Raw genomic sequence first — 12,715 nt, 5'->3', positions numbered from 1 at the left:
GGAGTCAAAACTTCTGCACCTTTATTTTTGCGTACTTTGTGTTGTGTGCATATTAGAGTGGAACTTATGATTACAATTACGACTTCAAATTTGAATGGGATTCGTGCGGCTTGGCGCAAGGGGATGCTCGATTGGGTTCAAGATCACACGCCAGATGTGTGGTGTATGCAAGAGGTTCGCGCTCCGCAAGATGCGATTGATCCGATTATGAGTAAAATCAAGGATTTGTATACGTCTAAAAGTGGTGAATCTGGTCAAAATGACAGGCGATTTTCTGTTACAAATCAGATTTGTGAAATAAAAGGTAGAGCTGGTGTGGCGCTTGTAACGACTTTGCCAGTTGTAGAGCAGCGTTACGGTTTGCCTGGTTTAAGTGAAGACGTTGATTCTGGGCGATGGGTAGAAACCGACGTACATACTCCGCAAGGGTATGATATTACTGTTGCATCTGTGTATGTTCACGCTGGAAACGTTGATGATCCACAGAAAATGCAGCAAAAATTCCGCTTTCTAGATACTATGTTAAAGCGATTAGGGGAGCTTAGAGATATTGCTGCAAGTGGCGGAAATCAGGCGATTTTATGCGGTGATTTTAATATTGCACACACGCCTCTTGACATTAAAAACGCTAAAGCGAATGAGAAAAGTGCTGGATTTTTGCCAGAGGAACGCGCTTATATTGATCGTTGGATTAACGAGTATGAATTTGTGGACGTTATGCGTATGCTTGCTGGCGATATTCAAGGACCATACACTTGGTGGAGTCAACGAGGTAAAGCTTTTGATAATAACGTTGGATGGCGATTAGACTATCAGTTTGCAACACCTGAAATTGCAGAAACTGCGTGCGGATTCGTGATTGATCGTGCTCAAAGCTACGATTCTCGCTGGTCTGACCATGCTGCTTTAAACATAAAATATAATGTGTGATTTTGCTTTGCTTGTGATAGGCTGGTGAAGTTGAGTAAAAATAGCCATTAGAAATATGTAAAGTATTCATCGAAAAATGGCAATTAGAGCTTATTAAGAAGAATCCATTAGAAAAGAGGAGCCATGGGATGGTTTAAATCCAAGCGCAAGTCGAAAGCTGCCAAAGATGATGCTGAGAATCTTGCAGAATTTCAATCCCAAAATTCCGCTCTAAGCGATCTGACTGCAGGCGGATATGATGCAGACACGTACTTAGGACGCGGAAGTCTTAGAGGTCCATGGGACATGTCTGATGAGAAACTACCTAATTTAGGTACTTATGTTGATTTCGGCTCCATATATATACCATATTTACAAGGTATAGAGTTGCGAGTAAAAAAGCAGCGTGAAACTGGTCAAGTTCTTGGCATAACTGTTACATATAAATCTTCTAGCATTGAGGTTGAAGCATTTGCAGCTCCTAAAACAGAAGGAATATGGAGTGAAGTTCGTGCGGATTTGCTTAAGGGAAACTCTAATGCTAGGGAAGCGAATGGAGTTTTTGGCAAGGAACTCATACTTCCAGTCAAGGTTGACGATAAGACAGTGGAAACTAGAATTGTTGGTGTGGATGGTCCGCGTTGGATGCTTCGCGGAGTGTTTTCTGGGAGTGCTGCTTTAGAGTCGCAAAAAACAAGCGAAGAGACTGTGCTTCTTAACAAGTGGTTTAGTGATATTGTTATAGACCGCGGAACAGAGCCACTTGCTCCTAGAGATATGATTCCAATGCACGATTTGGTTGCTCCAAGTAATGCAGGTAAAGATGGTTCTGCTGGTTCTGACGATTCTGAAGAAAATCTAGGTCGTCCAAAGGGTCCACTTGGTGCAGATCAGCAAGTAGAAGTCAAAACCACGCTAACTCGTGGACCAATGTTTTCTGAAATCAGATAGTTAAGAGTCGATAGTTAAGAGTCGATAGTAAAAGTCAGGCAGCAAAGGATATTGTCTTGGAAAAAGATTCGCGCGGCAAAAAACGCTCAGGATTAGCCTCTTTGGCTTCTATTGGATCTGAAGGAAACACGTTTTCTGTTATTGACTCCCTTGGAGGAGTTCGAGGCGTAATTGAATCCATGCTGCCAGGCTTGCTGTTTGTTATTTGCTTTGTTGTAACGCGAAACGTACAAACAACGGTTATTGCGTCTGCAGCTCTTGCAGTTTTGCAAGTTGTGGCGCGCATGATTCAACGCCAGTCGATTATGGGTGCTCTAAGTGGGTTGGTTTCTGTAGGGATTTGCCTTATTTGGGTGTGGACGAGTCATCAAGCTCGCGACTACTACATGATGGGCTTTATTACAAACGCTGTGTATGGTGCGCTTCTTGCGATTTCGCTGATTGTGCGCGTGCCAGCGCTTGGGCTTGTGATTGAATCGATTCGCAAAATGCCTACGGAAAATTTTGGCGAGTGGCTGCACGAATGGCTTGATTATAAGCCGCTTAAGCGTGCATACATGTATGTTACTGGATTGTGGATTGGTGTTTTTGCTCTGAGGCTTGTTTTGCAAGTGCCATTATATTTGACGAATCACGTTGTCTGGCTCGGCACTGTTCGATTGCTTATGGGATTGCCATTCTGGGCGCTCGCAATTTGGGTTTCTTACTTGATTATTGCAACGCCGTTTATGCGTCTTCATCATAAAAATCGCGAAGAAAATTATCGTGAAGAAAATCAGATTGACGAAGATAAAAACGATGTAAATTCAAGTGAAGTAAAATCAGCTTAACAAAAATCAGTGTTAGCGAATTGGCTTAACAAAACGCAAAACTAAGGGGTAGTTTATGCAAGTGACGATGCGAATCGAGCGTTATGCGGATCAAGGAAGATGCGTAGGTCATCTTGACGGACGCGTTGTATTCGTGCGATTTGCGCTACCTGGTGAGCTGGTTGTTGTGCGCATGGATGAGCCGATGCGTGCAAAAGCGCACTTTTTTACTGGGGAAGTTGTGGAAGTTTTGGAGCCTAGCGCTGATCGTGTAGAGCCGCAATGGAAGCTCGCTGGTCCTTTGGCTCAGGGTGGCGGAGTTGGTGGCGCGGATTTAATTCATGTTTCTTTGCCTGGGCAGATTCGTTGGAAGGCGTCCGTAATTGCCAATCAATTCCAGCGTTTAGCGCATATGGATATTGCGGATAGCGATATTACTGTTGAGCGCATGCCGGGGGATGAGGAGCTTAACGGGTTTAATTGGCGTACGCGCATGGAGTTGGTTGCGGATGATGAAGGGCGATTGTCTATGCGTAAGCGCGAGTCGCATGATCGCATTGCGATTGATACTATGCCACTTGCGTCGCGCGCGGTTTTGGCTGTTGCGGATTCTTTGGACTTGTGGAATCGTTCTTTCTCGCCAAATGCGCAAATTCGTCTTGCTGTTCCAGAGCCTCGAGTTGATGGTTTTGATTTTAATGATAAGGCTGCGCTTCTTAGTGCGATTGGCGAAAATTATGCGCTTATAGTAAATGATGAGTTGGTTGCAGGATCGGCATTGTTGAGTGAGAGTGTACGCGTTGCTGTTGATGGAGATTCATCGCGTATGCGTACTTTTGATTACGATGTTGACGCCCGCGGTTTTTGGCAGATTCATCGCGCAGCTCCAGAGCATTTGGTGAACTACGTTTTGGGATTAGTTCGTTCTGCGCTTGGTGGTCGTACTAAGAATACGGTTTTGTGGGATTTGTATTCTGGATCGGGTTTGTTTACGATTCCGCTTGCGACTTTGGCTAATGTTGGAGGAGATTCTTCTAGTGCTGTGGGTGCTCTTGGTACTACTGGCACTTTTGGTTCTGCAGAGCCAGCGCGCGTGCTTAGTATTGAGGGTGCGCCGATTGCTGTAAAGAACGCAAGGCGAAACATTGGGCGCGCAGGGCTTAGCAGAGATATTGTTGAAGCGCTTGAAGGGGATGTTGCGCAAACGCTTGAATCGCAGGTGTTTAAGGCGAGTAAATCGTCTAAAATTGTGCGCCGATTTGCGCATCCAGATGTTGTTGTGTTGGATCCTCCGCGCGCTGGTGCTAAAGCTCAAGTTTGTAAGCAGATTGCGAAGTCTGGAGCAAGAGCTGTTGTGTACGTTGCCTGCGATCCGACTAGTCTTGCTCGCGATGTTGGCACGTTTAGTGAGCTTGGCTACAGCGTTCAGTCTTTGCGCGCATTCGACTTATATCCGGAAACTCATCACGTCGAGAGTGTCGTATTGATGTCAAGGGCTGATTAGGTGGGTGCAAATTTGCCCTTGTGTAGCAGGGGTTAGCGAGGGCTATCGTTAAAAGGTTTAATGTGCGGCGGCTTTAAGCTGGGTTCTCGTGATTTTTGAGTGCAGTTTGGCTGTTTGAGGGAAGATGTCGACGCTCTAGGGTTGAGTGCACAGGATGTTAACGTTAAAAAGTGCACCCACTTTGCACCCACCCTGTGAAGTGGGAAAATATAGCTCAAAAGGTAAAATGAAACCTGATTATTAGTATGTGCACGAGGAGGTGCTTAAGGAATGGATAATAAGAAGTTTATCGCAGAGACGAAAGATGTTCGTTTAACGGTGAAACGTGCTGATACCTTTGGTGTGAGCTTTGTTAACTGTGAACAAGATATATTGAGGGTTGAGGAAGCGCAAAATGTTATAAGGCTTATTCAAACTAAAAAAGTCTCAGCTTCGAATTGGGTGAGGTGGCTTACTCAGGGTATGCCTGAAATTGTTGTGAGTTTGCCACATGATGTGGAAGTTTGTGAGGTTGAATCTGATTCTAATCAAGTGCTCATCACGGATATTGAGATTGGTAAGCTTTATGTAGAAGTGAACAATGGCAAGGTAGAAGTTGTTAATTTGAAGGCGGATGATGTCTTTCTTAAATGTTATAATGGGTTGGCTTCAGCAACAAACGTAGAAGTAACTCATGTTTGTACGCTTGATACGTTAAATGGCATGAGTATTTTAGAAGGAACAATCACCAAGGATGCAAGCCTTGAAGTAGATTGTGAGAATGGTGTCACCGAGGTTTCAGATAAGAAGAAGGTAAATTGTAAAAACGATGGATTTGCGCATTACATGGTGCACTGTCTTAATGGGAAAGCTATTGCGAAGTAGCAGACATATAGATCAAAAAAGAAGCAATAAAACTTGATATAAGTTGGAATTAGAGCGTATATAGACATACCGATAAAGGAGGAAGCCGTATATGCTCTATGTAAAATTTGATGATTTCGAAGATGTTAGCGTCATGGGAAATGAGAAAGATCATGGAATGTTTATTCCGATTAAGGATGGGAATGTGTATGCTGAGTGCGAACGGTGCGGTGTAGTTGAAAGGATCACCTCACCATGCGAATTCATTGCTAGCACATTTAGGTCAAGAGTGAACTTCAATGAAGGTTATGAACTTTGCGAGAAGTGCTTGCAAGAGGTTGAGTTTGTTACTGTCGCTTTGAGAACTGGAAAATTACCTAATCGAGAATTGAAATGACTGAAAAGCAAAGCAGTGATAACCGTAGTAATACATGAAAAACTAAACGTTAAAAGGTGCACACACTTTGCACCCGGGCGGTAAATGATAATTTAGGGAGGCGTTTTATGTCAGTAATTAAAATTGAAAACCTCACTTTCTCATATTATGGATATGTAAAACCCATATTTAAAAATGTATCGTTTTCCTTTGATACAAACTGGAAAACGGGATTGATAGGAAGAAATGGAATCGGTAAATCAACTCTATTTAAGTTACTTTTAAATCAAGAAACTTATCAAGGTAAAATAAGCAAGGATGTTGAATTTATTAAATTTCCACCAAATATAAGCGATACTTCAAAATTAGGAATTGAGTTATATAAAGAACTAATATCAGATGATGAAGAATGGAAGTTATTTAGAGAACTCAGTTTGCTAAATGTAGATGAGAACCTTGTTTACAGAGAGTTTGAAACGCTTTCTAAAGGGGAACAAACAAAAATCCTTTTAGCTATTTTGTTTACAAGAGAAGATGGCTTTTTACTTATTGATGAACCAACAAACCATTTAGATATGGACGGAAGAAAAATTGTAAGTGAATATCTGAAAAGTAAAAAAGGATTTTTGCTTATATCTCATGATAGAGATTTTTTAGATGGTTGTATCAATCATGTTATTTCTATTAACAGGAATTCTATTGATGTCCAATCGGGAAATTTTACATCATGGTATGAAAACAAAGTGATGAAAGACCAATTTGAAATTAGTCAAAATGAGAGATTAAGAAAAGATATTAAACGATTAAAAGAGTCTGCAAGACAAAGTCAAATTTGGTCTGATAAAATTGAAAATACTAAAAATGGTGTAAAAGTATCAGGTGTAAAACCAGACAAAGGACATATAGGTCATCAATCAGCCAAGATGATGAAAAAATCTAAGAATTTGGAGAATAGACAAAACAAGGCAATAGAAGAAAAACAGAGTTTACTAAAAGATATCGAAACAAAGGAAAGTCTATTATTGCATCCATTACATCATCATAAAAATCCTCTAATATCGGTTAGCAATTTATCATCATGCTATGGAGAGAGACAGATCCTAAATAATGTAAGTTTCGAGATAAAGCAAGGCGACATAGTGGCTATATATGGGGGTAATGGTAGCGGAAAATCAACCTTGATTAAAATTTTATTAGGTATAAATCACGAGTATACAGGTGAGATAAAATTAGCAGGTAATTTAAAAATCTCGTATATTCCTCAAGACACATCTAATTTAACAGGTAGCCTAAATGAATATATTCACAAGCAAGATGTTGATGAAACATTGTGTAAAACAATTCTAAGAAAATTAGATTTTTCAAGAGAATTATTTGAAATGGATATGAAGAATTATAGTGATGGACAAAAAAAGAAAGTTTTAATTGCTGTAAGTTTCTCAAAGCCAGCTCATATATTTGTTTGGGACGAACCACTGAATTATATAGATGTAATATCAAGAATACAGATTGAGGAAATTATAAAAGAAGCAAAGCCTACACTCATATTTGTGGAACACGATAAGCGATTTGTAGAAGATATCGCTAATAAAATAATACAATTTTAAGTAAAATCCAAATCCCAGTTTGTAGTGCCTTAGACTTTTATCATCATACGACATTCCCCTTGTCAGCTTCTTTCCTGCAACGAACGTTAAGGCTCTTTTTTGATGCATGGTTATCATCAGGGTAGTCTTGAAACATGTGAGACTGTCGTATTGATGTCAAGGGCTGATTAGGTGGGTGCAAATTTGCCCTTGTATAGCAGGGTTTAGCGAGGGCTATCGTTAAAAGGTTTAATGCGTGGTGGATTTAAGCTGGCTTGGCGTGGTTTTTGAACGTATTTTGGCTGTTTGAGGGAAGATATCAACGCTCTAGGGTCGAGTGCAATAAGTTCAATGACTGTTGCTTGTGCACAATGTGATATACAAATGTATCAATCACTTGGATTTTCAATTAAGATTGGGAACTTGTTTGCATTTGAACCATAAGTCACAGTCATTAGATAAAAAATAAAGGAGTAAACTATGGAATATAATTGCGGATTTATTAACGATAAAAAAGCATTTAGATATAGAGCGGCAGCTATCATAGTCGAAGAAGGTTGTGTGCTATTTGCAAGAAATGATGAGGATGACTATTTCTACTCAGTTGGCGGAGCGGTTCACATGGGCGAGACGTCAGAAGAAGCCGTTAAGAGAGAAGTATTTGAAGAGACAGGTCTTAATTATGAAGTAGATCACCTTGCCGTAATACACGAGAACTTATTCATCGGTAGTTCCGGCTTAGATGGAGTAGACTTCCATGAGATTACACTCTACTACTTGATGAAGCCCATGGGCAAAAGAGATTTTACGAGCCAAAGCACTACAGAGTCAGGTGCTAAAGAGACAATGCATTGGTTACCTATAGATGAGCTTGATAAGTGCAAGGCTTACCCGACATTTATGAAAGAATATCTTAAATCGGAGCATAGTGGAATAGAGCATATAATTTCAGATGAAAGATATTAATGAATCCCGCTATTATGGCAAGAGATCGTTACGTAAATATTATTTCTTAGAAGATTGTGACAATAATAATGTGTTTGATATTGAAGAATATATAAAGAGAAAAGGCAAGGTTAAGCTTAATAGAAATACGGTAATTACAAGATTGTAAGATTTATATATGGTCGAGGATGTATTCGATATAGTAGAGCTAGATAAATTTGGAGTTGTGGAGGCGATGAAATGATTAGAAAAATAACAAAAGAAGATGCTCAATCTATACGAGAAATATGTGATATTTCTTTAGGATATACTGTTTCTACAGAGTTAGTAGAGAATCAAATCACAAAACTATCAGCTGATAAAAAGCATCATGTGATTTATGTTTATGAGGATGAGGATTTACATAAAGTTGTTGGATTTATACATGCTGAAATATATGAGAGTCTTTATTCAGATTGTGGATTAAATATTCTAGGATTAGCTGTTTTACCAGAGTTTCAAGGAAGAAGCATTGGAAAAAAATTGATGAATCATTTAGAAATGGATTCTCGACAAAAATTAATTAAGTTTATCAGGTTAAACTCAGCAGAAGCAAGAACAGAAGCACATAAATTCTATGAAAATATAGGATATGTATGTGATAAGACGCAAAAGAGATTTATTAAAATTTTCGAATAAGTCAATTCTAGTTTGTTGAACTGAAAAATTAAATACTAAATGCGTAAGACGATAGAAAAGAAAAAATCTATCGTCTTTTTTCTTGCCTAATTTCCCTATGTTTTGCTATCAATAAATAGGGAAAACTCACTAAGAAGCTAAGAAAGTATTTCAAATGCTTCTCACTAATATATACACGACAAAATGTTAGTTCTAGTTTCTTAACTCTTGGATACAATGAAACTTTTCCTTCTGAACTCTGAAACTGTTGCTTTCTGTGTTATATATCCCAACATGCATTTGACAACAAACTTATGTTTCTGTTGCCTTATTCCGTACGTTCGTTGTTGGGGATTGGCATGAATGAGAGCAGAGTAATGAGGTGGATATCGGTCTTCGGCGCGTTGTGTTGTATGGATCGTGCACCTTGGATTTTGTACGTTCTCTGTTAGTTTTGTATAAATTTCTTTTGAAACAGCTATTTTCACATAATTATGTGCGCGTGTGCTAAGAAAATGCCATGTTACGATTCGTAGCACTTGTGTTCTCGCTCGTTCCTTTTCTATTCATATGTTGCTCGTTAGCATGTAATTACGCAGTGCGATTATTAATTGCATTACAAGCAAAACAAATAATCGTTAAGAACGAAAACTAATGGCCAATGAAAGGAGTTATACGATGTTGTTAGGAGAAAAAATCAGAAATGCGCGCGTGGAAGCGGGTTTAACTCAGGAAGAACTTGCTGAAATGATTATGGTTTCGCGTGCTGCGGTAGCGAAGTGGGAAGGTGGTCGCGGTCTGCCGGATGTTGCAAATTTGAAGGTGATTGCGGATGCGCTGGGTGTTACTGTCGACCATTTGTTGGATAAAGACAATGCTATTGATTTGTCAATCATTAAGAAGCCTATTGATTTAGAGAAGTATGGTCTTAATGCAAAATTAGGTGTTCGTAAGAAAATCAAGATGAAGGAACAAATTATTCGCGATGAATATGCAGACGCTGAAATTATTATGCTCACGGTGACGAAGTTTATTCCAAATTCGTCTGAAAAGTTTATGGATAATTTTATCGGGTGTATTACTACTTTGTTCGGTGATATTCCTTTGTTTGATACGTTTGCATTCGGTAAAGCGGTAGAGAGTATTGGCAGTGAACAGTATTACTTGGTGAATAAAAAAGAAAAGCAATTTTTTGTGCTGATAACGGATGAGTATATTATTAGCAGAATGATGCGAGTAAAGTTCACTGATAAGAAGATGTGTGTTGGTGATAAGGAATTTATGCAAGTTGGTAAGTTGCATGATAAGTAAGAACCAGTAGTTGGTTGGGAATTGGTCAGAAGAATGTGGTTTTCAGTTTTGATTTCCGCATTCTTCTGATTTTTATTTTCCGTGTGTTGTACATGCTTTTAGTGTTTTACATGACAGTTAATCATAAGAAATGAAATTCGATTTTTGCACACATATAAAAATGCATATTCTTTGCATCTAGCTAGTCTATTGAAATTATTTGACCTATGCGTAAAAAGTTCATTGTCACCAAGTCATGATTTTGACCATATAAAACGTTACATTGGGCTTTTAGAAAGATATGTCACATATTGTCGAATTTCCATTATTTGTTGTTGATAATATTTTCGATGTTTCTGCCTGCATAAAAGATACGAACAACCGTCACGCTACATTTATCTTCATCTACGAGGTAAAAAGCTGTGTAGCTATCTATGGGAACCCTGCGTATTCCTTTAGAACACCACGGCTTCCAGCCAACAATCTAATATTGCATGGGCATGGTGTTAGTAGAATGGATACCATGCCTGAAATCAGGCTATAAAGTCAATTTTAAACCTTTAACGATAGCTTTTTTAATAATCGTTAGCATAATAATGATTGTTATTAGGAATAGTTATTCCAGTAGTGCGTCAATATTTCGTTTTGAGTATAGAAGTCTTCGCACTTCCATAGTGTCGTCGATGACAACGTAAAAAACAGAAAAGTTGCGTACACTAATCCTGTAGTAGTGGTGTTCTCGTGTTAATTAATCCTTCTCCTTACGCTATCAAAGACGTCGTCTTTAGAAAGACGTGTAGAAGTGTTTGCGGCAAAAGTATCTGCTTCGTCGAGTTTTCTTTCAACGTTGTCAGTGAGAGTGGAGTATTGTTTGATGCTCATGAGAACCATAGTTCCATAACCGTTTTTTGTAAGGAATACTGGTGTATTTGAATTTATAACTGTTTCTTCTACTTCTGGGAATTTATTTCTTAAATCGGAAACTGGGCGAATATTGATCATAGTATCAACCTCCTTTTATCAAAAAAGTATCATAATATTATCAAGATTACAATAGTTAGCGCGCTATCGAACTTTTATTCCGACGTTTGGCGAGATATTAGTACGATGATTGGCTTTGGTTAAAAATGCGGTTGTAATGACTAAATGTTAAAAGGTTTAGTATGTGGTGGATTTAAGATTACTCCTCGAGATTCTAGATGTGATTTTGCTATTTTGCTGTCGAGTAATTATTAATTTAGTTGTTTATGTTTTGGGGAACAAACCGTCACAATAATCATAAAAAAGTTCCGTATTAGAGATAAAGAATTTATGAAAGTTGGTAAGCTTCGTAATAAGTAGTAAATGAGCGGGTCAGGTCTGATTTTAATATTTTTTCTCATAATATTTGTTGATAAAAAACATGATTAATGGAGAAAATGCGATTGAAATAGCTAGAAGAGCAGCTGGTAAATATGCTTTTGTGATAAATGCAATTATGGCAATTATTCCCATTAGGTGCATTAGTATGAATGCTATTGTTGCATTTACTTTATCTTTGATTTTCTCGTTTCTTTCATCGTTCACATTTATTTTGTAGTTGTGGTCTTTTTCTATCATCTTATAGTGCATGATTTTTACGTGTGAAAGTGAGATAGTTGCAACAAAAACAACTGACAGTGCAATTTCTACGGATTCGTTCAGTTTAAGAGTGAGTGCAAGAATTAGTCCGCAAATTCCTATTACATATCCTATGTACCAAAAATTTTGGGTTTTCTGTTTTTTCATTTTTTATCTTCCTCGTAGATAAATATTTCTTCGATTGTTAAATCAAAGTACTTGGCAATTTTGTATGCCAATATGATTGACGGGTTGTATCTTCCATTTTCCAAAGAACCGACTGTTTGTCTTGATACTTCGAGTGCGTCTGCAAGTTCTTCTTGTGTTATGCCTTTTTCTTTTCTAATTTGTTCAAGTCTATTTTTCACATTACATTCTCCTTCCTAATGGAAAGCTAGCTTTACATATAAGATAATTGTTTCGAGAGTAAATGTCAAGTTTGCTTTCCATTGTATTCAATAAAGATGTGGCGGAGCACCTGCCGTGAGCTTTGCTTTGCTAATGCTGATGTAAATGTAGTGCTAATGTGTTGAAAAAATTAAATTTTTTCTTTAATAAAGCTTGTATGTGTGGTTTTTTTTTTTAATAGTAATACTATTAAAGCTAAACAGACTATTATGGATTCTAATTTTAATAGAATTGTATTCTTATTAGAATCACATATTAAGAATAAGGAGAACTTATGAAATTAATTAGACCAGATAGTAAATATATCCAAGGTTATATAGAAGCAAATGAAGAAGATGAGATTTTTAGGCCGAATGCTGAAAGACGTTTTAGAAACTATGATACAATTATAGAGAGTTCTTATAATATTGAACATGGTATAAATTTACCTGAAAATTATGTTAGAGCTACTACATTTTGGCTGATAGATAATGAAAAATTTATTGGTGAAATTAATATTAGGCATGAATTAAATTCTTTTTTAATTAACTATGGTGGTCACATAGGGTACGAAGTTAGACAATCTGAATGCATGAAGGGCTATGGAACAAAAATGCTTTCTATGGCACTTACATATTGTAAAGAGACTTTGAATCTGCATAAAGTTTTAATTACGTGTGATGATGACAATATCGGATCTATAAAAGTTATAGAAAATAATGGTGGAATTTTAGAAAACAAAGTGAAAAATAGTTTATCAAGAGGAAACGTTACAACAAGAAGGTATTGGATTAATATATAGGAAAAATATTAAATTTTATCTATACTGACCACTCAATCGTGACTTAGGACAATTTTT

At 37.8% G+C, this 12,715-nt stretch carries 14 protein-coding genes and 2 pseudogenes; 12 read left to right on the top strand and 4 right to left on the bottom strand.

The features are described from left to right. Window positions 1-66 precede the first annotated feature (66 nt). The 11 genes and pseudogenes from HXT19_RS04575 to HXT19_RS04525 all read left to right on the top strand — a co-directional run bounded on the left by HXT19_RS04575 (window position 67) and on the right by HXT19_RS04525 (window position 9,891). Complete coding sequence (locus HXT19_RS04575) at window positions 67-930, top strand: exodeoxyribonuclease III (RefSeq protein ID WP_004113341.1); 864 nt, start codon at window positions 67-69, stop codon at window positions 928-930. 123 nt (window positions 931-1,053) lie between these two features. Beyond that, the gene (locus HXT19_RS04570) at window positions 1,054-1,860 is read left to right on the top strand and encodes a DUF3710 domain-containing protein (protein WP_004114681.1); all 807 of its coding nucleotides are present in this window, start codon (window positions 1,054-1,056) and stop codon (window positions 1,858-1,860) included. Window positions 1,861-1,916: 56 nt separating this feature from the next. Further along, window positions 1,917-2,690 (top strand): DUF3159 domain-containing protein, encoded by a 774-nt coding sequence (locus HXT19_RS04565; protein ID WP_101887657.1) that lies wholly within the window; start codon window positions 1,917-1,919, stop codon window positions 2,688-2,690. Between the two features lie 55 nt (window positions 2,691-2,745). Continuing rightward, on the top strand, window positions 2,746-4,173 hold the full coding sequence (locus HXT19_RS04560; protein ID WP_101887656.1) for a class I SAM-dependent RNA methyltransferase: 1,428 nt from the start codon (window positions 2,746-2,748) through the stop codon (window positions 4,171-4,173). 270 nt (window positions 4,174-4,443) lie between these two features. Continuing rightward, window positions 4,444-5,037: a DUF4097 family beta strand repeat-containing protein gene (locus tag HXT19_RS04555; RefSeq protein WP_004111245.1), complete on the top strand. Its 594-nt coding sequence runs from the start codon at window positions 4,444-4,446 to the stop codon at window positions 5,035-5,037. Between the two features lie 91 nt (window positions 5,038-5,128). Further along, window positions 5,129-5,413 carry a hypothetical protein gene (locus tag HXT19_RS04550; RefSeq protein ID WP_004114737.1) on the top strand — a complete coding sequence of 95 codons (285 nt, stop codon included), beginning with the start codon at window positions 5,129-5,131 and terminating at the stop codon, window positions 5,411-5,413. Between the two features lie 107 nt (window positions 5,414-5,520). Then, entirely contained in the window at window positions 5,521-6,999 is a 1,479-nt protein-coding gene (locus HXT19_RS04545; protein WP_004113321.1) for an Lsa family ABC-F type ribosomal protection protein, read from the top strand. Between the two features lie 459 nt (window positions 7,000-7,458). Next, window positions 7,459-7,944, top strand: a complete 486-nt coding sequence (locus tag HXT19_RS04540) for an NUDIX hydrolase (protein WP_422119642.1) — start codon at window positions 7,459-7,461, stop codon at window positions 7,942-7,944. Between the two features lie 31 nt (window positions 7,945-7,975). Then, window positions 7,976-8,092, top strand: a pseudogene (locus HXT19_RS04535) (conjugal transfer protein TraG); the annotation flags it as partial. A gap of 71 nt (window positions 8,093-8,163) precedes the next feature. Next, complete coding sequence (locus tag HXT19_RS04530) at window positions 8,164-8,601, top strand: GNAT family N-acetyltransferase (protein ID WP_119675712.1); 438 nt, start codon at window positions 8,164-8,166, stop codon at window positions 8,599-8,601. 657 nt (window positions 8,602-9,258) lie between these two features. Then, on the top strand, window positions 9,259-9,891 hold the full coding sequence (locus HXT19_RS04525; protein WP_285084885.1) for a helix-turn-helix domain-containing protein: 633 nt from the start codon (window positions 9,259-9,261) through the stop codon (window positions 9,889-9,891). Window positions 9,892-10,195: 304 nt separating this feature from the next. Here the strand turns inward: HXT19_RS04525 and HXT19_RS04520 are convergent. The 4 genes and pseudogenes from HXT19_RS04520 to HXT19_RS04505 form a co-directional block, all read right to left on the bottom strand. Next, a pseudogene (locus tag HXT19_RS04520) lies at window positions 10,196-10,399 on the bottom strand (type II toxin-antitoxin system RelE/ParE family toxin); the annotation flags it as partial. A 215-nt stretch (window positions 10,400-10,614) separates the two neighbouring features. Then, a complete protein-coding gene (locus tag HXT19_RS04515; RefSeq protein ID WP_422119641.1) occupies window positions 10,615-10,872 on the bottom strand; it encodes a type II toxin-antitoxin system Phd/YefM family antitoxin in 258 nt (85 codons plus the stop codon). A 363-nt stretch (window positions 10,873-11,235) separates the two neighbouring features. Further along, window positions 11,236-11,637, bottom strand: a complete 402-nt coding sequence (locus tag HXT19_RS04510) for a DUF2178 domain-containing protein (RefSeq protein ID WP_422119640.1) — start codon at window positions 11,635-11,637, stop codon at window positions 11,236-11,238. Continuing rightward, window positions 11,634-11,837: a helix-turn-helix transcriptional regulator gene (locus HXT19_RS04505; protein WP_004134772.1), complete on the bottom strand. Its 204-nt coding sequence runs from the start codon at window positions 11,835-11,837 to the stop codon at window positions 11,634-11,636. Before HXT19_RS04505 ends, HXT19_RS04510 begins: the two co-directional genes overlap by 4 nt. Before the next feature lie 314 nt (window positions 11,838-12,151). Between HXT19_RS04505 and HXT19_RS04500 the strand changes: the two genes are divergently transcribed. Next, window positions 12,152-12,658, top strand: coding sequence for a GNAT family N-acetyltransferase (locus HXT19_RS04500; protein WP_101891932.1), 507 nt, complete (start codon window positions 12,152-12,154; stop codon window positions 12,656-12,658). Window positions 12,659-12,715 lie beyond the last annotated feature (57 nt).

The organism is Gardnerella sp. DNF00038, assembly GCF_049262855.1.
GTDB classification, from domain to species: domain Bacteria; phylum Actinomycetota; class Actinomycetes; order Actinomycetales; family Bifidobacteriaceae; genus Bifidobacterium; species Bifidobacterium vaginale.
Note: the sequence above shows the minus strand (reverse complement) of the source record. Positions and strands in the feature narration are given on the sequence as shown.